Source organism: Bacillus sp. FSL P4-0248, assembly GCF_038593305.1.
Classification (GTDB): Bacteria; Bacillota; Bacilli; order Bacillales; family Bacillaceae; genus Bacillus; species Bacillus safensis.
Genome location: NZ_CP151983.1, coordinates 832,960 through 859,018, shown reverse-complemented (window position 1 = coordinate 859,018; position 26,059 = coordinate 832,960). Strand labels below are relative to the sequence as shown.

General features: G+C 42.2%; 30 protein-coding genes and 1 pseudogene. 10 read left to right on the top strand and 21 right to left on the bottom strand.

Annotated features, from left to right (window positions below; genetic code table 11):
* Positions 1–36 precede the first annotated feature (36 nt).
* Positions 37–915, bottom strand: coding sequence for a nucleotidyltransferase-like protein (locus NST65_RS04240; RefSeq protein ID WP_065215158.1), 879 nt, complete (start codon positions 913–915; stop codon positions 37–39).
* A gap of 189 nt (positions 916–1,104) precedes the next feature.
* On the opposite strand from NST65_RS04240, the gene NST65_RS04235 reads away from it, so the two are divergent.
* The gene (locus tag NST65_RS04235) at positions 1,105–1,452 is read left to right on the top strand and encodes a YgzB family protein (RefSeq protein ID WP_024425201.1); all 348 of its coding nucleotides are present in this window, start codon (positions 1,105–1,107) and stop codon (positions 1,450–1,452) included.
* A gap of 35 nt (positions 1,453–1,487) precedes the next feature.
* Here the strand turns inward: NST65_RS04235 and perR are convergent, their stop codons facing one another.
* Together perR and bcp are read right to left on the bottom strand one after the other, a co-directional pair.
* Positions 1,488–1,925, bottom strand: coding sequence for a peroxide-responsive transcriptional repressor PerR (gene perR / locus NST65_RS04230; RefSeq protein ID WP_012009347.1), 438 nt, complete (start codon positions 1,923–1,925; stop codon positions 1,488–1,490).
* 157 nt (positions 1,926–2,082) lie between these two features.
* Positions 2,083–2,550, bottom strand: a complete 468-nt coding sequence (bcp, locus tag NST65_RS04225; RefSeq protein ID WP_024425791.1) for a thioredoxin-dependent thiol peroxidase — start codon at positions 2,548–2,550, stop codon at positions 2,083–2,085.
* Between the two features lie 129 nt (positions 2,551–2,679).
* Between bcp and NST65_RS04220 the strand changes: the two genes are divergently transcribed.
* Together NST65_RS04220 and NST65_RS04215 are read left to right on the top strand one after the other, a co-directional pair.
* Positions 2,680–3,975, top strand: coding sequence for a glutamate-1-semialdehyde 2,1-aminomutase (locus tag NST65_RS04220; protein WP_034284215.1), 1,296 nt, complete (start codon positions 2,680–2,682; stop codon positions 3,973–3,975).
* Positions 3,976–4,222: 247 nt separating this feature from the next.
* Positions 4,223–5,296, top strand: coding sequence for an aromatic acid exporter family protein (locus tag NST65_RS04215; RefSeq protein ID WP_034284217.1), 1,074 nt, complete (start codon positions 4,223–4,225; stop codon positions 5,294–5,296).
* Between the two features lie 228 nt (positions 5,297–5,524).
* On the opposite strand, the gene NST65_RS04210 is transcribed toward NST65_RS04215, so the two are convergent.
* From NST65_RS04210 to fabL, 10 genes and pseudogenes are all read right to left on the bottom strand, one after another.
* Positions 5,525–6,421, bottom strand: coding sequence for an ABC transporter permease (locus NST65_RS04210; protein WP_025093464.1), 897 nt, complete (start codon positions 6,419–6,421; stop codon positions 5,525–5,527).
* A gap of 17 nt (positions 6,422–6,438) precedes the next feature.
* On the bottom strand, positions 6,439–7,440 hold the full coding sequence (locus NST65_RS04205) for an ABC transporter permease (RefSeq protein WP_046314355.1): 1,002 nt from the start codon (positions 7,438–7,440) through the stop codon (positions 6,439–6,441).
* A gap of 61 nt (positions 7,441–7,501) precedes the next feature.
* The gene (locus tag NST65_RS04200) at positions 7,502–9,088 is read right to left on the bottom strand and encodes an ABC transporter substrate-binding protein (RefSeq protein ID WP_065215157.1); all 1,587 of its coding nucleotides are present in this window, start codon (positions 9,086–9,088) and stop codon (positions 7,502–7,504) included.
* Positions 9,063–10,040, bottom strand: coding sequence for an ABC transporter ATP-binding protein (locus tag NST65_RS04195; protein ID WP_080708071.1), 978 nt, complete (start codon positions 10,038–10,040; stop codon positions 9,063–9,065). The genes NST65_RS04200 and NST65_RS04195 overlap by 26 nt, the downstream gene beginning before the upstream one ends.
* Complete coding sequence (locus tag NST65_RS04190) at positions 10,009–11,031, bottom strand: ABC transporter ATP-binding protein (RefSeq protein ID WP_111927648.1); 1,023 nt, start codon at positions 11,029–11,031, stop codon at positions 10,009–10,011. Before NST65_RS04190 ends, NST65_RS04195 begins: the two co-directional genes overlap by 32 nt.
* A gap of 112 nt (positions 11,032–11,143) precedes the next feature.
* Positions 11,144–12,886: an ABC transporter ATP-binding protein gene (locus NST65_RS04185; RefSeq protein WP_065215156.1), complete on the bottom strand. Its 1,743-nt coding sequence runs from the start codon at positions 12,884–12,886 to the stop codon at positions 11,144–11,146.
* 95 nt (positions 12,887–12,981) lie between these two features.
* Positions 12,982–13,512: a DUF402 domain-containing protein gene (locus NST65_RS04180; protein WP_024425209.1), complete on the bottom strand. Its 531-nt coding sequence runs from the start codon at positions 13,510–13,512 to the stop codon at positions 12,982–12,984.
* Positions 13,513–13,677: 165 nt separating this feature from the next.
* Positions 13,678–13,920, bottom strand: coding sequence for a YgaB family protein (locus NST65_RS04175; RefSeq protein WP_065215155.1), 243 nt, complete (start codon positions 13,918–13,920; stop codon positions 13,678–13,680).
* A 175-nt stretch (positions 13,921–14,095) separates the two neighbouring features.
* Positions 14,096–14,245, bottom strand: a pseudogene (locus tag NST65_RS04170) (gamma-type small acid-soluble spore protein); the annotation flags it as partial.
* A gap of 75 nt (positions 14,246–14,320) precedes the next feature.
* Entirely contained in the window at positions 14,321–15,073 is a 753-nt protein-coding gene (gene fabL, locus NST65_RS04165) for an enoyl-[acyl-carrier-protein] reductase FabL (protein WP_024425211.1), read from the bottom strand.
* Positions 15,074–15,154: 81 nt separating this feature from the next.
* Here fabL and NST65_RS04160 point away from each other — a divergent pair, with 81 nt between their 5' ends.
* The gene (locus NST65_RS04160; RefSeq protein WP_003217808.1) at positions 15,155–15,379 is read left to right on the top strand and encodes a hypothetical protein; all 225 of its coding nucleotides are present in this window, start codon (positions 15,155–15,157) and stop codon (positions 15,377–15,379) included.
* On the opposite strand, the gene mutY is transcribed toward NST65_RS04160, so the two are convergent.
* Positions 15,366–16,466: an A/G-specific adenine glycosylase gene (gene mutY, locus NST65_RS04155; RefSeq protein ID WP_065215154.1), complete on the bottom strand. Its 1,101-nt coding sequence runs from the start codon at positions 16,464–16,466 to the stop codon at positions 15,366–15,368. The genes NST65_RS04160 and mutY overlap by 14 nt on opposite strands.
* Before the next feature lie 191 nt (positions 16,467–16,657).
* Between mutY and NST65_RS04150 the strand changes: the two genes are divergently transcribed.
* A complete protein-coding gene (locus NST65_RS04150) occupies positions 16,658–17,638 on the top strand; it encodes a metal-dependent hydrolase (protein ID WP_034623275.1) in 981 nt (326 codons plus the stop codon).
* A gap of 25 nt (positions 17,639–17,663) precedes the next feature.
* On the opposite strand, the gene rsoA is transcribed toward NST65_RS04150, so the two are convergent.
* Entirely contained in the window at positions 17,664–17,885 is a 222-nt protein-coding gene (gene rsoA / locus NST65_RS04145) for a sigma-O factor regulator RsoA (protein ID WP_041087348.1), read from the bottom strand.
* Complete coding sequence (locus tag NST65_RS04140; protein WP_065215153.1) at positions 17,833–18,435, bottom strand: sigma-70 family RNA polymerase sigma factor; 603 nt, start codon at positions 18,433–18,435, stop codon at positions 17,833–17,835. The genes rsoA and NST65_RS04140 overlap by 53 nt, the downstream gene beginning before the upstream one ends.
* A 166-nt stretch (positions 18,436–18,601) precedes the next feature.
* Between NST65_RS04140 and NST65_RS04135 the strand changes: the two genes are divergently transcribed.
* From NST65_RS04135 to NST65_RS04125, 3 genes are all read left to right on the top strand, one after another.
* Positions 18,602–18,766 carry a YvrJ family protein gene (locus tag NST65_RS04135; RefSeq protein WP_073204399.1) on the top strand — a complete coding sequence of 55 codons (165 nt, stop codon included), beginning with the start codon at positions 18,602–18,604 and terminating at the stop codon, positions 18,764–18,766.
* Between the two features lie 94 nt (positions 18,767–18,860).
* Positions 18,861–20,024 (top strand): oxalate decarboxylase family bicupin, encoded by a 1,164-nt coding sequence (locus tag NST65_RS04130; RefSeq protein ID WP_065215152.1) that lies wholly within the window; start codon positions 18,861–18,863, stop codon positions 20,022–20,024.
* A gap of 69 nt (positions 20,025–20,093) precedes the next feature.
* On the top strand, positions 20,094–20,513 hold the full coding sequence (locus NST65_RS04125; RefSeq protein ID WP_081279494.1) for a regulatory YrvL family protein: 420 nt from the start codon (positions 20,094–20,096) through the stop codon (positions 20,511–20,513).
* Here NST65_RS04125 and NST65_RS04120 read toward each other — a convergent pair.
* The 4 genes from NST65_RS04120 to NST65_RS04105 all read right to left on the bottom strand — a co-directional run bounded on the left by NST65_RS04120 (position 20,422) and on the right by NST65_RS04105 (position 25,258).
* Entirely contained in the window at positions 20,422–20,958 is a 537-nt protein-coding gene (locus NST65_RS04120) for a DinB family protein (protein ID WP_081279493.1), read from the bottom strand. The genes NST65_RS04125 and NST65_RS04120 overlap by 92 nt on opposite strands.
* Positions 20,959–21,019: 61 nt before the next feature.
* A complete protein-coding gene (locus NST65_RS04115; RefSeq protein WP_111927647.1) occupies positions 21,020–23,614 on the bottom strand; it encodes a YfhO family protein in 2,595 nt (864 codons plus the stop codon).
* A gap of 87 nt (positions 23,615–23,701) precedes the next feature.
* Positions 23,702–24,685 (bottom strand): glycosyltransferase family 2 protein, encoded by a 984-nt coding sequence (locus tag NST65_RS04110; RefSeq protein WP_024425218.1) that lies wholly within the window; start codon positions 24,683–24,685, stop codon positions 23,702–23,704.
* A 300-nt stretch (positions 24,686–24,985) separates the two neighbouring features.
* Entirely contained in the window at positions 24,986–25,258 is a 273-nt protein-coding gene (locus NST65_RS04105; protein WP_024425219.1) for a YfhJ family protein, read from the bottom strand.
* A gap of 116 nt (positions 25,259–25,374) precedes the next feature.
* On the opposite strand from NST65_RS04105, the gene NST65_RS04100 reads away from it, so the two are divergent.
* Both NST65_RS04100 and NST65_RS04095 read left to right on the top strand, forming a co-directional pair.
* On the top strand, positions 25,375–25,524 hold the full coding sequence (locus NST65_RS04100) for a small, acid-soluble spore protein K (protein WP_003217849.1): 150 nt from the start codon (positions 25,375–25,377) through the stop codon (positions 25,522–25,524).
* 25 nt (positions 25,525–25,549) lie between these two features.
* Positions 25,550–25,723 (top strand): YpzG family protein, encoded by a 174-nt coding sequence (locus tag NST65_RS04095; RefSeq protein WP_008360604.1) that lies wholly within the window; start codon positions 25,550–25,552, stop codon positions 25,721–25,723.
* 21 nt (positions 25,724–25,744) lie between these two features.
* Here NST65_RS04095 and NST65_RS04090 read toward each other — a convergent pair whose 3' ends face one another.
* On the bottom strand, positions 25,745–26,059 hold the full coding sequence (locus NST65_RS04090; protein ID WP_047202061.1) for a YfhH family protein: 315 nt from the start codon (positions 26,057–26,059) through the stop codon (positions 25,745–25,747).

The following is a 26,059-nucleotide window of genomic DNA, read 5'->3' as shown; positions in this document are numbered from 1 at the left end:
TCGTTAGCGACGTTTAATAATATACCATCATAATATTCATGCGTCAATATCTTTTTTCACAAAATATCCTCGATGATAGATTTTTTGTCCCTTTGTCTCAATCGCCTCCACTTGAACAATTCCTTTTTCCACAAAGAAATCAATCATGACACTAAGGTCAGGCGTGAAATACTTTAGATCAGGGTGTGCAAGAAGCTCACCAAAAAGCCATATATCCTTCTGTTCCATGACATGACGCAAATGAGCGGCACCAATTTCTGCTTTTGAATGGATCAAAAAATCATTTGCTAAAAATAAAAGTTCCAAACGTTTATGCAGACTTTCATGGCTTTCAATCAGTTCTGAATAAAGTTTGTATACTTCAGGTTCCATATGACGCACTTGGTTCCAAACGGTCACTTCTGGGTGGAAGCCTTTATCAATTACTTCAATACGTGCTAGGTGATGCAGGGCATGCACAATGGAATTATATGCATCAAGGAATTGATTTGACTCAAAAAATGCTTTTCCTTCTATATATCTGCGAATGAGTTTGCCATATTCTAAACCGATTTTGAGCTTGCGGTTTGAAAACGGGAATGTACTTAGTTCATCAATTAAGTTGAAGATATATTCATTTCGATCAAACAGGACTTTTCCATTCAAAATCCAATCGATGATTCGGCGGTTAGTGCCGAGGGTAATCCATTCCTTCAGTTGATCATCTGTGACAACATTTAAAGAAGCTGTTTGGTGATCGGATTCATAGTGCTTGATAAATAACGGCTCTTCCGCTTCTTTTACGATGACCAAAAGTGCTGCATCAAAGTTATCCGTCTCAGAAGATACTTTATGTCTTCTTTCTACTATAATCACAGCTAATGTGTCTGGATGGCTTGCTCTCTCTTGATAAATAGGACGGAGAAGATTTTCCATAGTGATTCCTCCAATACTCGGGTGTAAGGTTCTTCTCTAATGCTATGTATTTCTCCTCATAGAATCAAAATTCCTTCAATACATGAAAAAAGATCATTGAATCATTATAAGCAATTTATTCACAAAACTCTATAACTAATTCAAACGGAAAGGTAAAATGTGCTATATTGGAGATAAGGGGGACTAGGGATGGCGAAATACTCCAGTAAGATTAATAAAATCAGAACATTTGCACTTAGTTTGGTTTTTGTTGGCTTTCTGATCATGTATATCGGTGTGTTCTTCAAGGAATCGATCTGGCTGTCGACTTTCTTTATGCTGCTCGGCGTCTTATCGATTGGATTAAGTACAGCCGTTTACTTTTGGATTGGTATGCTTTCTACGAAGGCAGTACGTGTCGTTTGTCCAGGCTGTGAGAAGGAAACAAAAGTGCTTGGACGGGTGGACATGTGCATGCATTGCAGGGAGCCGCTTACACTTGATCCAGCATTAGAAGGTAAAGAGTTTGATGAATCCTACAATCGAAAAAAGTCATAAAAATAAGCTGACCATTTAAACGGTCAGCTTTTTCATTAATGATTTTCTTTTTTCGCACATTCTTGACAAGTACCATAGATCTCCAAGCGATGATGACTGACTTTAAAGCCCGTCACATGGGATGCAAGCTGTTCAACTTCATCAAGGCCAGGATAGTGAAAGTCCACAATTTTTCCGCAGTTTTCACAAATCGCATGGTAGTGGTCAGATGTCGCAAAATCAAATCGGCTTGAGGAATCACCATACGTTAATTCCTTTACTAATCCAGATTCCCGGAAGACTCGTAAATTGTTGTAAACCGTTGCGACACTCATATTTGGAAATTTTCCTTCAAGTGCTTTATATATATCGTCCGCGGTTGGGTGTGTCATAGAATTTACGAGAAACTCCAAGATGGCATGGCGCTGCGGGGTAATTCGAACACCGGTTTCTTTTAGAGCATCTAAAGCGTCTTTTAGTTCGTGAGCAGCCATTTCATCATGCACCTCTCTTCAAAAATATTCTTATATTATAATCTTTATAAATAGTGTACCCCCAGAGCCGAAACTTTGTCAATTACAATCCTCTTTTTTACCTATTCTTCTTTACAAAAAAGACCGGCATGACTGCCGATCTCATCCTGTGAGGATATTAAGCGTGAGCTTTCAATTCCTCAAGCGCTTCCTCTACGTGGTCTTTTACCTTTACTTTTCGCCATTCTTTCACAAGCGTGCCTTCTTTATTAATCAGAAACGTTGAACGCTCGATTCCCATATATTCTTTGCCAAAATTCTTTTTCAGCTTCCATACCCCAAAGGCTTCAGACAATTTCTGTTCATCGTCTACAAGAAGAAGAAACGGCAAATCATGTTTTTCTTTAAACTTTTGGTGCTTGTCCTGACTGTCTGGGCTTACGCCGATAATGACAGCATCTAATTCTGCAAAGCTTTGATGGCGGTCGCGGAAATCACATGCTTCTGTTGTACAGCCTGGTGTCATATCTTTTGGATAGAAATAAAGAACAATATGTTTTCCTTTAAAATCAGAAAGCTTTACTTTCTCCCCATTGTCACCGGTTAATTCAATGTCAGGTACTTGCTGCCCTACTTCGATTGTCATGACACAATCCCTCCAACCTATTTTTTAATTAGCCTATCCAATTTTGAGAGGATATTCAACTAAGGACGCTTGCATCGGCATGTTAAAATAATGATAGACGACGTGATACGTTGAGATAGGAGGCTATTTATGAAATTCACAGAATCAGAAAAATTACATCAAGAGGCGCTGGAGCACATTGTTGGGGGTGTCAACAGCCCGTCTCGTTCATATAAGGCAGTAGGCGGCGGTTCACCCGTTGCGATGGAAAGAGGAGAAGGCGCTTATTTTTGGGATGTTGACGGAAACCGCTATATCGATTATCTGGCAGCATACGGTCCAATTATTACAGGACATGCCCACCCGCATATTACAAAAGCCATCACGAAAGCGGCTGAAACAGGTGTCCTTTACGGAACACCAACGAAGCATGAAGTCACTTTTGCTAAAATGCTGAAGGAAGCCATGCCTGCTTTAGACAAAGTTCGTTTTGTCAATTCAGGTACAGAAGCGGTGATGACAACAATTCGAGTGGCTCGCGCATATACAGGCAGAACAAAAATCATTAAGTTTGCCGGATGCTATCACGGCCACTCTGATCTTGTGCTAGTGGCTGCAGGCTCTGGTCCTTCCACTTTAGGAACACCCGATTCCGCGGGCGTACCAAAGAGTATCGCCAATGAAGTCATTACCGTTCCATTTAATGATATTGACAGCTATAAAGAAGCATTAGATCGCTGGGGAGATGAAATAGCAGCTGTCCTTGTCGAACCAATTGTCGGGAACTTTGGCATCGTAGAACCTAAGGACGGTTTCCTGCAGCAGGTCAATGACCTCACACATGAAAAAGGCGCACTGGTGATTTATGATGAAGTCATTACCGCTTTCCGCTTTATGTATGGCGGTGCACAGGATTTGCTTCAAGTAAAACCTGACCTCACTGCATTAGGAAAAATTATTGGCGGCGGACTTCCTATCGGCGCTTACGGCGGTAAAAAAGAAATTATGGAACAAGTTGCCCCGCTTGGACCAGCCTATCAAGCTGGCACAATGGCAGGAAACCCTGCATCCATTCTTTCAGGTATTGCCTGCTTGGAATTGTTAAAAGAAGACGGCGTTTACGAGCGTCTTGATCAGCTTGGCGCTATGTTAGAAGAAGGCATTTTAGCCCATGCCAAAAAGCATCAAGTAGATATTACAGTGAATCGCTTAAAAGGAGCGCTCACAATTTATTTCACAACAGAAACGATTGTGAACTACGAGCAGGCTGAAAATACGGATGGCGAAATGTTTGCCCGTTTCTTCAAATTAATGCTCGCGCAAGGCATTAACCTCGCTCCTTCTAAATATGAAGCTTGGTTCTTAACGATCGCACATACTGAAAAAGATATTTCTGAGACGCTGCAAGCAGTAGATCATGCATTTGCACAGCTGAAACAATCATAATGAAGTCCCAAACAGGCGTAAAAACATGCGCCTGTTTTTTTATTTACCAGCTCTTGTTTGTCAAAAGCGTGCGAATCTGTTACATTTCTTCTCAATACCTTCTTTTGATGTTTTCATGAACTTTCAAAAATCACTTGAATATTTCGGAAGACCGCTGTATATTACTTAGTTGTTTCATCAAAATATGAATGATAAATGACGAGTGATCATCTATTATCGAAAAGAAAGGAATGCAGGGACAAAACCAATGAAACTTGGAGCCCGTATTTTAAAAACTGGTATTGCCATTGTACTCGCGCTTTACCTGGCAACATGGCTTGGGTTGCCAACGCCCGTCTTCGCGGGAATTGCAGCTGTATTTGCTATCCAGCCATCTATTTATCGATCTTTTTTAACCATTGTTGATCAAGTGCAAGCCAATATTATTGGAGCAGCGCTTGCCATTACGTTCGGTCTGCTTTTTGGCACAGGACCAGTCATTATCGGTTTAACCGCCGTCATGGTCATCGCCATTAATTTAAAGCTGAAGATTGAACACACGATTCCGATTGCACTTGTAACCGTCATCGCGATTTTAGAAAGTGCAGGGGATCATTTCCTTTCCTTTGCCCTAATCCGAACAGCTACTGTGGTGTTAGGAGTTCTTTCTTCATTTTTAGTGAATTTAATCTTCCTGCCGCCAAAATATGAAACAAAGCTTGTTCATCACATTATGGAAAATACGGAGGAGATTTTAAAATGGATCCGTCTGAGCTCCAGACAGTCTACTGATCATTCCACATTAAAGGATGACATCGATCAAATAAAAGAACGCATGATCAAATTAGATCATATTTACTTGCTATACAAAGAAGAACGAAGCTATTTAAAGAAAACCACGTATGTCAAATCAAGAAAGCTTGTTTTGTTCAGGCAGGCCATTATGACATCGAATCGCGCTCTGTATTTGCTGAAAAAGCTTCATAAATTAGAAAATGAAATTCATTTAATGCCAGAGCATTTCAGGGAAAGCTTAACGGATGAAATTGATTATTTACTGTATTGGCATGAGCGCACATTGATGAAATTCGTCGGAAAAATGAAGCCGCAGGATGATGAATTTCAAAATGAATGCTCTCTTCGCCTTGAGACGTTAACGAAATCATTTATTCAGCATCAGCAAAACCAAGAAAACGACTTACTCGATTACAACATGCTGAATGTCATGTCCAGCATCATCGAATACCGTGATGAATTAGAGCATCTAGATACATTGATTACAAGCTTCCAGACGTATCACCCAAAAGATAGTGAAATTGAGACAGAAGAAAAAGAAGCATAAACAGAAAAGACCGATTCCTAGAATCGGTCTTAAATTGTTGACAAAGAGCTAAAATGATCTTGATTTTAGCTCTTTGTCTTCTTTTCAGCGTAACCTGAAAACCTTTGCAGTCTAGGAAGAACGAGTACCGGAGCGGAGCGAATTGAGTATTCGTGAGCACCGGCACGCAGGACTGACACCGAATGCGAGGGTTTGCCTGCGCGCTGAGACCGATTCTGAGAATCGGTCTTATTTTATTTTCTTCATTTTCGGATCCAGTGTGTCTCTTAATCCATCCCCCATCAGGTTAAAGCCTAGAACTGTCAGCATGATCGCTATTCCTGGGAAGAATAATGTCCAGGGGGCTTGAACGAGATAAGGTCTCGCATCGGCGAGCATTTTCCCCCATTCTGGACTTGGCGCCTGTGCACCCAATCCTAAAAAGCCTAAAGCCGCTGCCTCAATAATTGCGGTTCCGATTGCTAGCGTTGCCTGTACGATGACTGGCACCATACTATTTGGCAGAATGTGACGCAGTACGATGCGGCGGTGTGACATACCAACCGCCTTTGCTGCCAGAACGTATTCTTCTTGTTTAATACTCAGCACTTTTGAACGAACAAGCCGTCCAAAGGTTGGGACATTAATAATCGCAATGGCAATAAGGGCATTTTGTAAGGAGGGGCCTAGGATGGAGACAATAGCAATCGCTAATAGAATGCTAGGAAAAGCGAGTAAAATATCAAACAGTCTGGAGATCACAGCATCTAGCACTCTTCCGCCATAGCCTGCTATCAATCCAAGCAGTGTGCCTAAAATGACAGACCCGAGAACCGAGAAGAAACCGACCCATAAGGAAATCCGTGCTCCATGCACAACTCTTGAAAATATATCTCTGCCGAAATCATCCGTACCAAACCAGTGCGCAGCTGAAGGGGCACTAAATCGCTCACCAAGTGATTGTTCATTGATTCCATAAGGAGCAATGAGCGGTGCAAAGATCGCTAGGATAAGAAATAAAAAGACAATCACACTGCCAATGACCGCCAGCTTGTGCTGAAAGAACTGCTTCATTGATTCAAGAATCAATGATTGAGAGCGTTCATCTTTTGGCTGAGGTGGTTCAAGCTCTTTTTGTGCTTCCATATTGTCACTCTCCCTCCCTAATATTTAATCCTTGGATCAATGACCGCATACAAGATGTCCACAATGAAATTGATCAGGACAAATATAAGCGCAACGACAAGAATACCTGTTTGAATGACTGGGTAATCGCGATAACTGATGGCGTCATATATATACCGTCCGATTCCCGGCCAAGCAAAAATGGTTTCTGTTAAAATCGCTCCACCAAGCAAGAGGCCCGTCTGAAGACCAATAATCGTCAAGACCGGAATGAGCGCATTTTTCAGGCCATGCTGATAAATGATAAAAAATGAACGTACTCCTTTTGCTTTTGCTGTTCGAATAAAGTCGGAATGAAGCACTTCCAGCATACTTGCCCTTGTAATTCTCGCAATAATCGCAGCAGGAATTGTTGCGAGTGCTGTACTTGGTAAGATCAAATGCTTGATGCTGTCAGCGAATTGATCAAACCGGCCTTGCAAAAGCGTGTCCAGTGTATGAATATACGTGATCGACTCGACTGGATTCCTTACATCTTCTCGGCCTGTTGTCGGCAAAATACCTAATTCGATCGAGAACAGCCACTGCCCCATTAAACCTAACCAGAAAATCGGCATGGACACTCCGATGAGTGCAATAAACATCGCGGCATAATCAAAGAAAGAATGCTTAAACCAAGCACTAATGATTCCGGCATTCACTCCCACAACAATCGCCAGCACCATGGCAAAAAAGGTCAATTCTAACGTCGCAAATAAGTAAGGCTTCATTTCCTGGGCAATAGCCGCTCCTGTTCGAATGGAAGTTCCTAAATCCCCTTTTAAAAGGCCAAGCATATAATGACCGTATTGAACGTACCATGGCTGATCTAAACCGAGCTGGATCGTTAATTGTTCTACTGCCTCTTTCGTTGCCCGCTGTCCTAAGATGACCTGCGCTGGATTTCCAGGTATAAAACGAATAATTGAAAACACGACCAAGGTCATTCCGATGAGTACTGGGATGAGCATTCCTGCCCGCTTCATACAATAAGCAAACAAACAGCTTTCACCGCCTTTTTCTTTGTTTGAATAAGGGAGATACAAGATCTCCCTTATTTGCTTATTCGAAATACACGTCAGTTAAAGCTTCAGAACCAGTTGGATGCGGCTGGTAGCCTTTTAAATCATTAGATGCGGCAAGCATTGGAATTGAATGCACCAATGGAATCCAAGGCGCTTCGTCATGAATGATTTCCTGTGCTTTTTTATACAGCTCATTTCGTTTCTTTTGATCTGTGTCTGTTTGCGCTTCAATGAGGATGTCATGCATTTTATCGTTTTCGAAGAATGTATAGTTGTTACCGCCAATGCTGTCTTTGTCCAGCAGCGTGTAAATGAAATTATCAGGATCGCCATTGTCCCCTGTCCAGCCTAATAAGAACACATCTGCTTCCCCTTTACTTGCTTTATCTAAATAGGTGGCCCAGTCATATGTCACAATTTCTGCTTTGACGCCAACCTTTTCAAAATTTGACTGAATGACTTCTGCTACCTTCATTCCATCTGGCATATATGGACGCGGTACAGGCATTGCCCAAAGCTTGATGCGAAAGCCGTCAGGGAAGCCCGCTTCTTTTAATAGTTCTTTCGCTTTTTCTGGATCATACGGATATGGATCAATGTCGTCATTGTAGCCTTCTAAAGCAGGCGGCAATGGATTTTTTGCTGGCTCAGCAAGTCCGCCATAAAATGACTCAATAATCGATTCTTTATCGACCGCATAATTGAGTGCCTGACGAACGAGCTTGTTATCAAGCGGCTTTCTTGTGACAGTCAGTCCGATATAGCCTACGTTCATCGATGGTCTTTCAATGAGCTGGAGTGCTTTGTCGGTTTTAATGCCATCTAAATCTGACGGATTCACGCCATCCATTAAGTCGATCTCGCCTGTTTTAAGGGCATTTAAACGAGCAGAGTTTTCTGGAATGGAGCGGAAGATGATTTGATTCAGCTTTGGCTTATCCTTCTGCCAATAATCCTCGTTTTTTTCTAACACGATACGGTCGTTTTGCTTCCACTCTTTAAACTTGAATGGTCCTGTCCCCACTGGATTTTCTCTAAATGAATCGCCGCTTTTTTCAACAGCCGCTGGACTTGCGATGCCAAATGGTGACATAGCAATGTTTTTGAGAAATGTCGCCTGCGGGCGCTTCAGCTGAAATTCAATTTCATGCTCGCCTTTGACGATGATGTCTTTAATGACATGCCCTTTATCTTTTTTATAGCCGCCAAACATCCCATAGTAAGGAAACTTTTCTGCGTCTCCATTCATCCAGCGTTCAAAATTGAATTTCACTGCTTCTGCGTTAAAGTCTGTGCCATCGTGAAATTTCACACCTTCTCTTAAGTAGAACGTGTATGATTTTCCGTCCTTTGCAACATCCCATTCTGTTGCGAGGCCAGGATGGATGGTCGTGTCTTTCTCACCGTAATTCAAGAGCTTTTCAAATATATTCTCTGTGACCTTAAAGGTTTCGCCTTCTGTTGTTGTGATTGGATCTAGTGAAGTGGAATCTCCCCCTCTGCCAAATACGAGGGTATCTTTTGTTGCCTTTTCTTCTGATGTCGGTGAAGACGAGCATCCCCCTAAAAAGAGAGCCAGTGCCAGCACAAAAATGAAACTACTGAATAACCATGTCTTCTTCATTGTGTTCCTCCTTTTGATATAAATAACACGCGGCTGCGTGCCCCGGTGCCTCCTCATACAAAGCAGGAACTGCTTTCAGGCATTTCTCCCATCTTTTTGGACACCTTTTGTAGAAAGGACAGCCGCCGCGTTCCGTCATTGTGGTCTCTTCTGCTGCCACATCTTGCGCCTCTAGTACGTGATCCATATGTGGAATGGATTTCAGAAGCAGCGACGTATAGGGATGAAGCGGACTGTGAAACACATCTTCGGCAGGCCCCATCTCGACAATGCGCCCAGCATACATGACGGCGATCCGGTCACTCATATATCTGACAACCCCAAGGTCGTGAGAAATAAACAGATACGTCAGAGAAAGCGTCTTTTGCAATTCAAGCATCAAATTCAAAATTTGCGCTTGAACGGATACATCCAAAGCCGAAACTGGTTCATCGGCAATGACAAGACTTGGGTGCGTAATAAGTGCTCTAGCAATACCGATACGCTGCCTTTGCCCGCCGCTGAATTGATGCGCATAACGTTCTCCGTAGGAAGGATCAAATCCAACAATGTGCAGCATCTCTTTTACCCGTTTCCGTCTTTCTGCTTTCGTCCCATGCTGATGGACAATCAGTGGTTCCTCTAAAATATCTTTGATTTTCATTCTTGGATTTAAAGAAGCATATGGATCTTGAAAGATCATTTGAATGTCTTTTCTTAAGGAACGCATATCTCGTTCTTTTAGAAGGGTGATCTCCTGCCCTTTTAATTGAATAGAGCCTGACGTCGGTTCAGTCAATCTCATTAGGCTTTTGCCAAGTGTTGATTTCCCGCAGCCTGATTCACCAACAATGCCAAGCGTTTCTCCTTCCTTCACGTGAAAGGACACTTGATTTAAAGCCAAAGTCGATTGTTTATGTTTAGAAAAAAAAGCGGCTGTGTCATACCGTTTTGTCAGCTGATTCACTTGCAAAAGTGGGTGACTCAGTGTCTTCTCCTCCTTCCATTAGAAAACATGCCACGCGGTGATTCTGTTCAATGGATTGTAAGGCTGGATCTTTTTCAAGACATTGCGCCATTTGATATGGGCAGCGTGGTGCAAATTGACAGCCGGACCGGATGGCCCCTGGCTTAGGCACATGACCTGCAATAGAGATGAGCTTTTCTTTTTTCTCTTTAAACGATGGAACTGAGGCGAAAAGACCTTTCGTGTAGGGATGCAGAGGTTTTTGAAAAATACGGTCAACGGTTCCTTCTTCTACAATTCGACCGGCATACATAATCATGACTCGCTGGCATATTTGCCGCACGACACCTAAATCATGGGTAATAAATAAAATAGCAGTGTCCATTTCTTCGTTCAGCTTTTTGAGCAGACGAAGTATTTGCGCTTGGATGGTTACATCAAGTGCAGTTGTCGGTTCATCAGCGATCATGAGCTTTGGGTGACAAAGCATAGCCATCGCAATCATGACTCGCTGGCGCATACCGCCTGATAATTCGTGTGGATATTTTTTAAGTAACGATTCCGCTTGCTTCAACCCAACTGTTTCAAGAAGATCAACTGCCTTCGCTTTTGCTTCTTTCTGACCGATTGCTTGATGTGTGAAAAGGGCTTCCGTCATTTGTTTGCCGATGGGCATTAATGGGTTCAGAGAGGTCATGGGCTCTTGGAAAATCATCGAAATGTCATTTCCTCTTATCTCTCGCCACTCTTTCTCTGAAAGTGACAGCAGATTTTGCCCTTCGAAGTGAACCTCGCCCGTTGTATCGGTTTGCTGATTCAATCCCATTAATGACATGCTTGTGATACTTTTCCCGCAGCCAGATTCGCCCACAATCCCTAACGTTTCTCCTTTTTGAATCGAGAACGATATGTGATGGACGATGGGCACTTTTTGTTTTTTCTGCTGAAACGCAATGGACAGCTGTTTGACATCTAGCAGCACGTCTTGTTCTTTCACATATTCACCACCCCGTCATACTTTTTAAAATTGTATTGAGACAAGCTGGGAAATATGTCATGTTTTTGACAAGCATAAAAAAGCCTATCCGCTAGAATCGGATAGGCTTTTACTAATTTAAAGTTTGAATGGTAAATAAATGACGATAGTGGCTGTCTTGGTTCATTAATTCTTCGTGTGTTCCTTTTTCCACAATTTCGCCTTGTTCCATGACCACAATTAGGTCAGCATGTGTAATGGTTGATAATCTGTGTGCGACAATAAAGGTTGTGCGATCCTTCGCCAGCTTTTGCATCGCTTCTTGAATGTAATGCTCACTTTCTAAATCAAGTGCAGACGTCGCTTCGTCTAAAATCAAAAGCGGTGGATTTTTAAGAAATACCCTTGCAATGGAAATCCGCTGTTTTTGTCCGCCTGACAGCTTCACGCCCCGTTCTCCTACTTTCGTGTCATATCCTTCAGGAAGAGACATAATAAAATCATGCGCATTTGCCGCTTTTGCAGCCGACACGATATTTTCAAAAGGTGCTTCAGGGTCACCAACCGCAATATTTTCTTTAATCGTGTCACTGAATAGGAATGTATCCTGCAGCACCATTCCGACTTGATTTCGAAGACTTCTTGCTTTGTACTCTTTGATATCAATGCCGTCAATTTCAAGTGACCCGTTTGTGACATCATAAAACCTTGGAATTAAGCTGACGAGTGTCGACTTCCCTCCACCGCTCATTCCTACAAGCGCAACCGTTTGTCCTTTTTCTACTTTCAAGGAGATATTGTGCAGAATCTCTTCCTGCGTGTGTTCATAACGAAACGACACATTTTTAAACTCTACCTCTCCTTTTAAATGATTGGCTTCTTTTGCATTCGGCCGGTCTGTGACCTCATATGGCTCATCAATAAACTCAAAGATCCGATCCATTGATGCCACCGACTGGGTTAAAGTCGTGGATGAGTTAATGAGACGGCGAATTGGATTGTACATCCGGTCAATATAGCCGACAAAGGCGATCATGGTCCCAATCGAAAGCGACCCGTTAATCACGGTGTAGCCAGCAAATGCAATGATTAACAGCGGTGCAATGTCAGTGATCGTATTGACGACGGCAAATGTTTTGGCGTTCCAATTCGTATGGTTGATTGCTTTGTTTAAGAAATTTTTGTTTTCATCATGAAAATTCTCTTGTTCATATTCTTCAATCGCAAAGCTGCGAATGACCGGCATTCCTTGTACCCGCTCATGCAGGTGCCCTTGCACTTCAGCCAGCGCCTGTGACCGCTCTTTTGTCAGCTTGCGAAGCCGTCCGTAAAAATACTTTACTGCAAACGCGTAGAGCGGAAAAATAATGACAGACACGATGGTGAGCTTCAGATCCAGTGTACACATAATGGCGATCACGATCAGTACGGTCATCATATCCAGCCAAATGTTCATGAGACCTGTGATGACAAATTCTTTTGTCTGCTCCACATCGTTGATCACTCTTGAAATAATTTCTCCTGTTCTCGTGTTGGCATAATAACGAAGACTTAGCTTTTGAATATGCGAGAACAGCTTCTCCCGAATATCAAACAATACCTTACTGCCTGTCCACTGTGCGTAGTATTGTCTATAGTATTCAACAGGCGGCCGCAACACTAAAAATAATACAAGCATGATTCCCATTATGATCAGTAGAGTTGATGTCTTTTCTTCAGCTGACCCCGAGCCTTGAATGACATCATCAATGACATACTTTAAAAGCAGAGGCAAGGTTAAGGGAATCGAGAACTTAATCATTCCGATGACCATTGTCAATGCAATCTGTTTTTTATACGGTGTTACAAAAGCCATGTAGCGTTTAATGACCCCCATGTAAATCTCCTTCCCAATCTATCAGTGCCTCTTATCCGTACGCAGTCAAAAACCTGTTAGCCTAAAAAGCCAAACAGGTTTTTTGATGCTCTTGCTTATTTTGTATAATGTAAAAAACGTTCATACCACATATCCACAAATTCAGGCGCAAACGGACCTTTCCGCTGGTGAATCCAATGCAGTAATGTATTCAGATGCTCTCTTAAGATACTATCGATTTCTTTTGGATAATTCATCTGCCTCTTATGATCTGCATATTCGTCCTCATCCAAAATATTGTACGTCATGTCTGGAAAGACTTTGACGTCTAAATCGTAATCAATATACTTAATTGCCTCATCATCTGTCGCAAAAGGAGAGCTGATGTTGCAGTAATAATATACCCCATCATCTCTAAGCATCCCAATTACATTAAACCATTGTTTTGCATGGAAATAGCAAATAGCCGGTTCTCTCGTCATCCAAGTACGGCCGTCGGATTCAGTCACCATTGTACGGTCGTTTGCACCAATGATACACAATTCCGTTGCTTTCAGAATGGTGGTTTCATTCCAAATCCTGTGGATCAAGCCATTATGTTTATAGCTTTGAATTTGGATGGTTTCTCCTTCCTTGGGATAGCCCATATTTTCTCCCCTACTTTCTATAACAAACAAACCTAACAGTCCAAAGACCTAATTTCCCAACTAAACATGTCTCTATTATATTATACCGTTACATCATTAAAAAATGAAATGAAAAAGCCATTCAACCCAATTGAACGGCACACTGACTTACATCACGCTAGAACTCTATTCCATCTGTTTATATGAATTGATGACCTCTTCTGTTTGTTTTGTAAATAAGGTTTGCACTTTTTGCAGTTCCTCACGTTTCTGTTTGATCTGATCACAAAGCCTATGCCACTCTTCTTTTTTTTCATCCTGCTGCAATTGTTTTTCTGTTTCTAAGCATAGATCGAGTTCTCCCTGCACATCGAGCAGCTGATCCATGAGCTGCATTTGTTCTTTTACAAGCTGATCGAAATCAGACATCTAACTCCTCCCTTTTCATCGAATCCACTTTTTGTCTGTATACCATTTCTTGAAAGAAGGAAGAAATCCTTTGACTGTTTATGTAGAGGTTTTACAGGTTTTGTCGGATGGTGATGAGAGGCAAAAAAGAAAAGCACTTCATTCGTATATGAAGTGCTTTCCTTTGTTTCAGTGATTAGCTGTTTTGTTGTTTGTTTTGCTCAGCTTTTTGGTTGTATTTTTTTACTTGCTGTACGTCAGTCTCACTAGCAAATTCAGTACCAAATTGACCGCCTTGTGCAGAAGCTTGGTTTTGTTTCTTCACTTGTTGCGCGTTTGTTTTGTTTTGTTGTTGATCCATCATTATCACCTCCACGCACATTAATTTGTGCAGAAGGTGCAGATCCTATTCATGATTTTTTTAAACAAGCAAAGAACGTCCGCCATCCACAATAATCGTCTGGCCTCTAATCATGTCTGCTTTGCCTGATACAAGGAATTCCACGCTGTCGACCATGTCTTTAATTTCCACCATTCGGCCGGCAGGTGTGTTTTTCTTCGCATCTTCTAAAAGCTCTTCACGGTTCGGGAAGTGCTTGAGTGCATCGGTATCGATCGCGCCGCCTGATACGGCGTTGACGACGATATTTTTTTGTGACAGCTCAACAGAAAGGTAACGTGTCAAAGCTTCTAGTGCTGCTTTTGACACGCCGACTACTGTGTAATTTTCAAGATAGCGAATAGAGCCAAGAGAGCTAATGCTGACGATATGTCCGCCGCCGTTTTTCTCCATTAGTTTCGCGGCTTCTTGTCCGCAGAATAACAAGGCTTTCGCATTGATATTCATTGTCCAGTCCCAATGATTTTCTTCAAGGTCCATAATAGGACGCTGAACACCTGATGCCGCATTGTTCACAAATACATCTAAACGGCCAAAGGTTTCGTCGATTTGCTGAAACATGTCTTTGATTTTCTCAGGCTGGCCTACATTGGCTTTGACAACCAATGTTTTAACACCCATCGCTTCAATTTCTTCCGCTGTTTCAAGTGCGGCTTTTTTGCTTCTCGCATAGTTAATGACAATGTCATATCCTTTTTCAGCGAGGCGGAGAGCTACTTCTTTCCCTACTCCTCTGCTGCTTCCTGTAATTAATGCACATTTACGTTGACTCATTATGGTTCATCTCCTGATTTGAATAGTTTTCGTTCATTCGCTTCACACTAATAGGAAAGTTCCTATTAGGAGGTTACATTCATGTATGTCGGACGCGATTTAAGCCAGCTTGGCATGATGTCCAAGGATCAATGGAAAGATACTGAGCTTGCTTACTTTCATCATGCTTTCCAACAAATTTTACCTTATTTGAATGAAGAAGGGCAATCTAAGTATCGAGAAATCATTTCTGAAATCGAAGACCGCGGGGGTCTGCACCGAAATGAAGCTGATTATACCCACGGTACAACGGTTAAATACGACTAGGCTGCTCAAGTGCCAGCTTCCAAATTTTTTGGTGTGAGACTGGCAAAGCATATGCCTCAAATTCTTCTGTTGTGACTTTTTTCAGCTTCGTGTCATCGGATACAGAGGTAACTCGTCCAAAGAAAACAGAAATATTCCAGATGAGGTGGGTAAATACATGCTGAATGGTGCCTTCTAAATCACCAAGCTCAGCTTGTACACCTGCCTCCTCTTTTAAGAAATCAATGAGCTGCTCTTTTTCCGTTTTTCTTCCCTTCATGGTTTCCATGTTAGGGAATTCCCATAAATTCGCAAGGAGGCCTGTACTTGGCCGCTTATGAATATATAGGTTGCCTGCGTCATCAAATAACACCGCTGCTGCCATTGATTTTGCAGTCGGCTTTTTCTTTTTGCTTTTCACTGGGAGCTCATGCTGAACGCCTTCCTCGAATGCCGAGCAATGCATGTTCACAGGGCAAATGAGGCAGGCAGGGGATGTTGGAGTGCAAATGAGCGCACCAAGCTCCATCAGCCCTTGATTAAATTCTGACGGCTTTTCCCGGGAAATGAGCTGATCGACCGCAAATTCGAAAACATTTCTCGTTTTTGGTTTTGCAATATCATCCCATATGGACAAAATACGAGAAATGACCCTCATCACGTTGCCGTCTACCGCAGGATACGGCTTGTTATAGGCGATACTCAGCACTGCGCCGCTCGTATACGGGCCTACACCTTTGAGCTTTGAAAATTGCTCTTTCGTATTAGGGACAACACCGCCGTAGGATTCATATACTTCTTTCACAGCTGCCTGTAAATTACGCACTCTTGAGTAGTAGCCAAGACCTTCCCATGCTTTCATGACCTTTTCTTCATCAGCTAAAGCGAGATCCTTCACCGTCGGGAATTGCTCCATAAACCGGTTGAAATACGGAATGACCGTATCTACTCTCGTTTGCTGAAGCATCACTTCTGATACCCAGACGCGGTATGGATCTTGATTTTCACGCCATGGCAATGTTCGTTGTTCTTTTTCATACCAATCAATTAAATCATGCTGAAAGCCCGCAATATCTTTGCGGTCCAGCTTTTCTTGAATGTCTTTCATATCTATACTCCTTCTCATTGGACCGAGGGCTAACGTTCTGAATAGAACCTTATTTGTTGTATACTGTTTGTAGATACGTTAACATGTTACATTAAATCGGGATAAAGCAAAAGTGATTTTGCACATAGTCTTGATTGGAGACGTATACTTTGTATGATTGTTCCTAAGCATGACAACTAGGAGGTAATCAATTGGACACTGGTACTCATGTAGTAATGGGCATTTCTCTTGGGGGACTTGCACTTTTAGATCCAGCCGTCAGCGCAGATCCACACATGGCACACGCCGTGATGATCGCGACCATCGCCGGCTCCCAAGCACCAGACATTGATACTGTGCTAAAACTAAAAAATAATGCGGTTTATATAAGAAATCACCGAGGATTTACACATTCCATTCCGGCTGTACTGTTTTGGTCATTGTTGATTCCGGCTGTGATTTTCCCATTTGTGCCGGGGGCGAATTTACTTCACCTTTGGTTATGGACACTATTAGCCGTTGTGCTTCATGTGTTTGTCGATATTTTCAATGCATACGGCACGCAGGCCATTCGTCCATTTTCAAAGAAATGGGTAGCACTTGGGATCATTAATACGTTTGATCCGTTTATCTTTTTTACACACCTTGTCGCCATTGTCGTTTGGGCGATTGGCGGACATCCCGGCTATACGTTCATAACGCTGTACGCGGTGATTTTCTGTTACTATATCGTCAGGGTCATCATGCAGCTTCAGATTAAACGTCAGCTGCGTGCACGATTCGATGAAATTGAAGAGATTATCATTTCGCCTACAATGAAGTTCAGACAATGGCGCATTGCCGTGAAATGCAAATCCTCTTTCCATGTTGGGCGCAGTATGAATGGAGAGGTTGTCATTTTAGACACCTTTAACCGGGTGCCGGTCCCTGATACTGAAATTATGAAAATTGCCAAGCAAGATGAAAACATTTCAGCCTTTCTCTCCTTCTCCCCTGTCTACCGGTGGGAAGTAGATAAATACAAGGATCATTATGAGGTGCGGTTCATTGATTTGCGCTACCGCAGCAAAGGTCATTATCCTTTTGTCGCGATCTGCCATATCGACATGGACCACCAAATCAAAAATTCCTATACCGGCTGGATTTTCAGTGAAGAAAAACTGCAAAAAAAATTAAGACTCGGCTCTGTGTGAGCGAGTCTTTTTTTGTGCTTCACTCTTACAACTTCGTCATATATTCCACAATAAACTCCCAAAATCCAGGGCCTTCTTGGTAAATTAGCCGGTCTACTTTTTCGATGAGTTTGATATAGAGTTCTTGTTCGAGGTCTTCTCTTTCTTGATATGCCGTGTTTTGTAGTTTCTTTTTGATCATGGGTGTGAAGGTTTCAATGAGTTCTTCCATTTCTCCATTGGTCATTTTGTCTTCTTGCACGGACATCTCCCCCTGTTTCTTCTTTTAGTTTGTTGAGCGCTTTTTTGTGAATGTTTGAGATGTTTTGTCTTGTTTCGCCTAACTGATCGGCTATTTCCTTCATTGTTTGTCCTTCGACATAGATTTTGGTTAGGACCATTTTTTGTTTGTCTGTGAGCTGCTGGTAGGCCTTGTACAATGTTTGATTTTGCAGATGCTCCCCTAGGTCTTGCTGGTTGAAGAGCACGGCTTCATACGTATCTGTTTGAACAGGATCTTTCACTTCTTGCGTATCAGGATGATCGAGTATGAGCGGAAAACGCTGCTGTTTCTTTTTTACTCGTTTGTCAAAGTCGACTGAAAAGATGCGTATCATTGTGGAGATATACTTGATGATGCGGATTTTCTGATAGAACTGTTTGAACTCGGAATCTAGTTTTTTGGCATTTTCCTCGTTTGGCTCTTCCATGACTTGCCGGAGCAGCTGCTCGTTTTTCGGGTTGCTTAAAAACTGCTGAATGAGCGGGTGATCAATGATTTCTTTCCATTTTGCTTTCAATAACAGCCGATAATCCATGTGCATCCTCCCCTTTGTTCCCTCTACTAGCATTAAGTGGACAAAAGTTAAAAAAAGTAAACTTCGTGAAACGGGTCTAATGGTTCATTTTATCCCCCTCTACTTTCCTTTTTCTTCTTTCATACCACTTATATAGAAGACGAGCATCCGCTGGGAGGTGAGACAAATGGAGACCTTTTTTTCAGAGGAATGGCTGAAGCAACTCGGTCAGGCTGGCTTCCCTGCCATTTTGACGGTTTACTTGCTGACACGCTTTGAACGAAAGTTTGATGAATTAAGCAAGCTCATCCAACGATTAGTCGCTGCTCAAAAAAATGATGAATCAGATTGACATCTGCTTGATTCGTTTCACCTTATGAAAACGAGGGCGAAATGAAAGGCCTTTTGTCACCTCACACAATACGATGTTGAAAGGGGATTTTATCATGAGTGAAAAGCAAAATGGAATACCACAGCCGATTCGAGGAGAAAAAGGAGCAACGGTCAAAATTCCACGTAATCTCGAGCGGGACAGACAAAATCCAGATATGCTCACGCCGCCAGAAACCGATCATGGAACGGTCTCCAACCTGAAATATTCTTTTTCTGATACACACAATCGTTTAGAAAAAGGCGGCTATGCCCGAGAGGTAACAGTCCGCGAACTGCCGATCTCTAAAAGTCTTGCTTCTGTTAATATGCGGCTAAAGCCTGGTGCGATTCGAGAGCTTCATTGGCATAAGGAAGCGGAATGGGCGTACATGATTTATGGGGAAGCCCGGATTACATCGGTTGATGCAGAGGGGCGCAATTTTACAGAGGATGTGACTGAGGGTGATTTGTGGTACTTCCCTTCTGGCCTGCCGCACTCTATCCAAGCACTTGAACCGGGAGCTGAATTCTTGCTTGTGTTTGATGATGGGTCATTCTCAGAAAATAGTACGTTCCAAGTAACCGATTGGCTTGCCCATACGCCAGAGGAAGTCGTGCTTAAGAACTTCGGTATGACAAAAGAGCAGTTTGACAAGCTGCCAGAGAAAGAAAAGTATATTTTCCAAAAAGGAATTCCTGGTTCCCTTGAATGTGACAAGGTGAAAACAGAGCAAGGAGAAGTCCCGAATTCCTTTAAATATGAGCTGTTAAAACAGGAGCCGATTACGTCAAGCGGCGGACAAGTGTGGATTGCGGACTCTACCAATTTCAAAGCGTCTAAAACGATTGCATCCGCTCTTGTGAAAGTTGATCCAGGTGCCATTCGCGAGCTGCACTGGCATCCAAATACGGATGAATGGCAATATTTTATTTCTGGAAAGGCACGAATGACGGTATTTGCTTCTGATGGACATGCGAGAACCTTCAACTATCAGGCGGGAGACGTTGGCTATGTGCCATTTGCGATGGGGCATTATGTAGAAAATACAGGCGACGAACCGCTTTATTTCTTAGAAATCTTTAAGAGCGATCATTATGCAGACATTTCACTGAATCAGTGGCTTGCGGTCACACCGAAACAGCTTGTTCTTGATCATTTAGATCAAGGCGAAGATTTCTTAAAACTGCTTGATACTGAAAAACATCCTGTGATCGCTGCACTAAAAAAAGAGGATTAACATATAACTTCCTGCAAAAAGGCTGTCCTTTTTGCAGGTATCTTCATGTAAAGGAGTGTTTGTTCACCTATGCAGCAATCTGTTCACGCTTTATGGCAAGGGCTGAAATGGCTCATGGCGGCGTCGGCTGTCTGTTACATATTTTTGTTGTTTTGTGTGCTGTTCTTTCATTTAACGGGTGCTTTTTATCAATCGATTTTATCGATGCTTTTATTTATGGGCATCTATGTGATACTTGGGATATCCTTTGAGCATGTGGAGCATGTGCTCATGAGAGTTGTGAGAAAGTGCCGTTCCAAAAAATGCTCTATCGTTTTCTATGCCATTTCAATTCATCTTTTGTTTATTTGGGGTGCTGTCTATTTATCAGATGAATTGGTAGGCGGCATTTTACTGTCTACTTCTGAGGAAATTCTCTTTGCCCTAAGCATTTGGTTGTTTCATTTTTTGTTTGATTATGCGACGTTTTCGTTTGAGAAAGAAGCTTAGTGACTTGCTTCATATGATGGGTATCGTGCTCGATCAGCCCTTGGAAGTATCTTAATAACGTCAGCTTGGTTTGACCAATAAAAAAGAGTTCATTCCAGCGAGATGGTTCGATTTTCTTCATTTCTTGAAGTAATTCTGTTCTGACAGCAATAAATCGAACGATCGTCTCGCTTTTCTTTTCCTTTCTCGCTCTTTCAGCTGACTGCTGATTCATTTTGTGCACATCAGGAGCTTGAGGTAACGGCTGATCGTTCCCAAATTCCTTTAGTCGAGCCTTTAAAATAAATTCATCCCATGGAACGAAATGGGCGATGATTTCAGCGGTGCTCCATTTTCCATCAGCGATCGCTCTGCGCCATTCTTTGTCTGTTAATTCCGTTAGTGACTGTACCCATTCAATGGAGTGTTCAAAATGAGCAATAGTGGACTCTTTGTTTAACGTCAAATGGTTTCCCCCATTCACATGCTTTTAAGTAGATTGTATCAATGATGAGAAAAAACACCACTTATGATGTAAAGTGGTGTTTCTTGTGTTGTCTCCGCGCATATAAGATCGCACCAATCAAACTGACGAGTGAAATCAACGCGAGAATTCTGATATAAGGCGGATAGTAGGTTAACACAATCTCGTTTTTGCCTTTTTCTATTGGAAAACCGATAAAGGCGTAATTGGCTTGTTCAATATCGGTCTGCTTTCCGTTCACCGTGAGCTCCCAGCCTTTTTCATATGGTACTGGCAGAACCATATAATCATTGCCACGTTTGTTATCATATGAAATCGTAAAGCGGTTGTTTTCGAGCTTTACCTGCTGGCTGCCATGATCCTGTTTTTCTTTTTCATATGCCTTTTCTAGGATGCGGTAAGGCTCTTGATACAGCCTCAGTTGATTGAGTTCATACGTCCCTTTTGGTACTCGAATGGAAAGGATTTTTTCCGCAGGGACTCGAATCGTCACTTCATTGACACCTGTTTTGTAGATGGATGTATTGCTTTTTCGTGAGGTGACGTAGTGATCAACAGATAACTGAAATCCTTCGTTACGGTCTGTCCGCTTCACATAAAAGCTCACATACACATCCCCAGCGCGGGCCATATCATCTGGCAGCGTGATATTCAGGCCGCCTGTTTCTCCGTATACATCAAGCACGCCATGTTCGTATATGGCTTGTATCGTATGAATATTTGTATCCTTGACTCGATCTGGCGCGTGCTCAATTTCAGCGTTTCCTTTTTTGTCTAAAACCACACCTTGCAGCATCGCATGCTCCCTATCAAGTGCTGAGGCATCCTTTAAGGATTCTTCTGAATAAACGGTGCTTGTTGTTCTTGCAAATGGCAGCGGCCGTGTATTTTCATACACTTTATAATGTTCGCTTTCCAATATTGGCTTAAAATAAGCTGGCGGTGAGTAAGGCATCGCGCTCGTTCTCATATAATACTTTCCATAGGTCAGGCTGTATAAATTCGCTCTGTCCCCCATTGTTGCATAACGGCTGACACTTTCCCGTCCCATATCGATTTGCAGGTCATTCCAGTAGAAATTGAGTAAATGCTGATTCAATATACTTGAATACGCACTCATGCCTTGAAAGCCTTCAAATAACGGGGTGTTGTTGCGCACGCCGTTCATCCAGTCAATCCGGGCAAGCGGATCTTTTGAAGAGCGGCTTTGAATCTGCTGAATGAGCTTCATTTGCTCATGTCCAGCATAAGCCTCACTATTCAGATACGTATCTGATACGCTCTTAATATTGCTTCTTTCAGATAAGTAGCCCTGCTGATACACGCCTGCTGTCAGTAAGCTGACAACGATGAGCACAGCTGAAAAGAGACGAAGGTGCTGGCGTTTTTCCGCATGAATCAAAAGGAAAAACAAGCTGATCACAAGCAGTCCTATGCCTGTAAATACAACAACATCCATATTTCCCTTTGCTCGTTCTGATAAGATGACTGCGAGAAGAAACACGATCCAAGCGCCTAAGACCGCACGCTTTTTCCACTTCCACTCGATTTGCGAGAAATGCTTGATGGTGATGGCTGCGACCGCTCCAACTGTAAAGGCAAGAATGTACTCAAATCTGTACTGCGGTGCTGAGAAACCATTAAACACGCTCGCCATCTTTGGACTGTAGTGAAAAACAATGAGCAGAACGCTGATCGATGTAAACATGAAAAACCACCTGTTCCGGTAAAGCGGAACGAGGAACATACAAATGAGAAAGATGACAGGTAATAAATACACCCTGCTTGTAAACAGCAGATGATCATGCAGATCAAACCAAGGTATGGATTGATCATATGGCGGCCTTATATTATTCAGAAAGCCATAGACAGACGGGACAAAAAAGGCGGCACTGATTCCAAAGGATAACAGCGTAGAGACCGCCAGCGTCCAGAACACCTTCCACCCGTTCTCCTCACTTCGAAGCTTGATGATATATCTGAAGACAAGATAGATCGCTAAAAAGATAAAATGAATATAAGCAAAGTAAAAATTGTTGATAAGCATCAGGCTGCACGCCGCAATAAACCAAGCCGGCTTACCTGTTTTGAAAATCCGTTCAACCCCAAGTACAAGCAGCGGGAGCCACATCATACTGTCGGTGAAAAACTCCCAAAATGTTTGATGCCGAAAATACACAATAGACAATCCGTAAATTGCGGCTCCTGTTAATGCGCTCAGCCTATGCTGAACCATTGAAAGAAGCACACGGTAAGCGATGAAAAGAATAAGCGTCAGCTTGATCACACTCAGCCAAATGACGGCATTTGCCCAGAAATGAATGTCCGTTGACTGGATGAGATGAAGCGCATTCATCAGCCAGACGACAGCGACTGTGACCATAAAGACAGTCGACGTTGTGAAATAATAACCTAATTGCGTATATGTACCGCCGCCTAGACCGAATTGATAGGAATAAAAGAAGTTCCCTTTGACGTATTCATCGTAAAGCAGCTTTTTAAATGGGAGCATTTGTGAGATTCCGTCTCCATCTCCTGTCATATACCGGCCTTGCGTATATTCATATAAGAAAAAGGAGTGTCCTAATAAAGCGAGAATGAGGCACATTCCTATCATTATCCATCTACGTTTCATCATCTAAATCCTTTCCACAAAAGATCCACTTTTCTTTGAAACAAAACAACCCAGCAAGCGATTCGTGCTTGCCGGTTATTTGACTCCACGTTATTTAAATAACTGTGTTAACACTCGGTCTTGTTCCTTTGAGCTTGTCTCTTGTTCCATCACATTTGATTCCTGGATTAAATAATGCGGCCTCTTTTTCGTTTCATAATAGATACGGCCAATATATTCTCCAATCACACCTAGACTCAAAAGCTGGACACCTCCGAGGAACAGCACAGCCGATATTAAAGTAAAATAACCCGGCACCATAATGCCCGTTCTGACGATTTGAATAAAGGTGGCCACGATGTAAATCAATGAGAGAAATAAGATCAGTATGCCAGTATAAAAACAAATTCGCAGCGGGCGATTGTTAAAGGAAATGACGCCATCTATGCCATAGTTAAATAATTTCTTCAGTGACCATTTTGTATCACCATGCTGTCTTTCTACATTTTCATAATAGATGACCTTTTCTTCAAACCCAATCCAGCAAAAAAGCCCTTTCGAAAAACGATTCCCCTCTTTCAGCTGAAGCAATGCATCGATGGCTTGGCGTGAAATTAAACGGAAATCTCCGACACCATCACGCAAGTCCACTTCTACTACCTTGTTCATCACCTTATAGTACATGGATGACAGGTAAGAGCGCAGCTTGCTGTCACCTTTACGATTCCGTTTGGCAATGACTTGATGATAGCCTTCTTCATATCCCCTGACAAAGTCCTGAATTAAATACGTCGGGTGCTGCAGATCGGCGTCCATAATAATCGCAGCTGCTCCTTTTGCATGTTCAAGACCTGCCAAAATAGCGGCTTCCTTTCCAAAGTTACGCGAAAAGGAAATATATTTAACTTTTGCACTTTTTCGAGAGAGCTCTCTCATGTATTGAAGCGTGTTGTCTTTGCTTCCATCATTCACAAAGATGATTTCAAAGTCATAATGAAAATCGCGAAACTCTTCCTCGAGTGCCTCAAAGATTCGTCTGATGTTTTCACCTTCATTGTAAGAAGGAATTATAACAGAGAGCAGTTCCCGTTCCATATCGCACCTTCTCTTCACTTTTTTCACATAGTCTGATATGTTCATTATTCCTTTTTTGTCAGAAAACGAAACCCTTTTTTATTATCCATAAATTACATGTCTCTTTAATCGTTTCATTATATCAGAGTTTTATTTCCATTGATTTTCAGCAGGATGAATTTAATGTAATTTTAAGTTTAATCATTGTAAAAAGCCTGTAATTTTGATCACAGACTGGGTATTGTTTCATAAAATTGTTTGTTCATTTATATATTTTCCTATTTATTGAAAAAGATGAATGGAAGTGAAAGGGCAGCCTTTTTAGTGAAGCAGCCCTCGATTGTTTTGTTGCAGATGCTCATTTGCCTTTGATTGTTTATTTTGAAATAAATGCAGCTGCGCTCCGTAGCTCTCGATCCACTCTTGGACAATTCGTTCTGTTGTTTCCTGTCCTTTATACTTACGGCCAGCCTTTGCATAGGTCGTTTCAAAATCACTCCAAAGCAGCTCTACCCATGTACGTGCTTCGTCATATGTCAGCATATTGTTTTTTTCCATAAGTTGTTCTGTTAGTCGCTCAAAGTATTGTTCCATGCCTGTTCCTCCTTCATCTAGCAGAAAGTGCCTTTTTAAAAAAACTTCTTTTTTCATATACTACCCTTACGTCTTCAAAAGACGCAAATGATTTGTATTGTTTGGAGGGAATCGATATGCGTAATAAAGCAAAAGGCTTTCCAAATCAGGTAAATCACAAGTTTGAAGGCGAACCAGGCGCTACAGATGCTTATGCATCTAAACGGCCGAATGGTGAAACGAATACACGTCCACAGGAACGTATGAGGGCATCAGGGAAACGCTAATTTTTCCAAAGGGAGTGCTTGAGATATGAGTTCAAATGGGAAATCGTATATGGCAGACTTTGTTCAATTAAGGACAACCGCTTACCCTCAACCATGGGCAAATGCAAAGCATTCTGCCTCTCAGGTCAACGGAGAAACGCAGCAAACGCAGCACGACATCGTACTTCAGAACAACGTCCGTAAACAGCGTTCGAAGTAAAGAAAAGGACTGATCCTAAGATCAGTCCTTTTGCGTCAGCATTGAAATCGGCAGGGCATCTTCTTTATTTGGAGCCGATACTCTGTATCCCCACGCAAAAACGCCATTTAGATATTCTACATAAAACTCTTCTTCTGTGTCTTTGATTTGATAAGTCGTTTTGGTTTGAATCAAGGCTGGATCTAATAAATAGGCTTTCGCCATATCAATTTTCCGTTCTAAAACTGCGTATTCATTCACAATGCCAAGCTGCTCAGCCTTTCGTGCTTTTTCAGAAAGGGCGGCAATCTCCTGCTTCAATTCGTATTCTGTCATCTCACTATAGCGTTTTTCCAT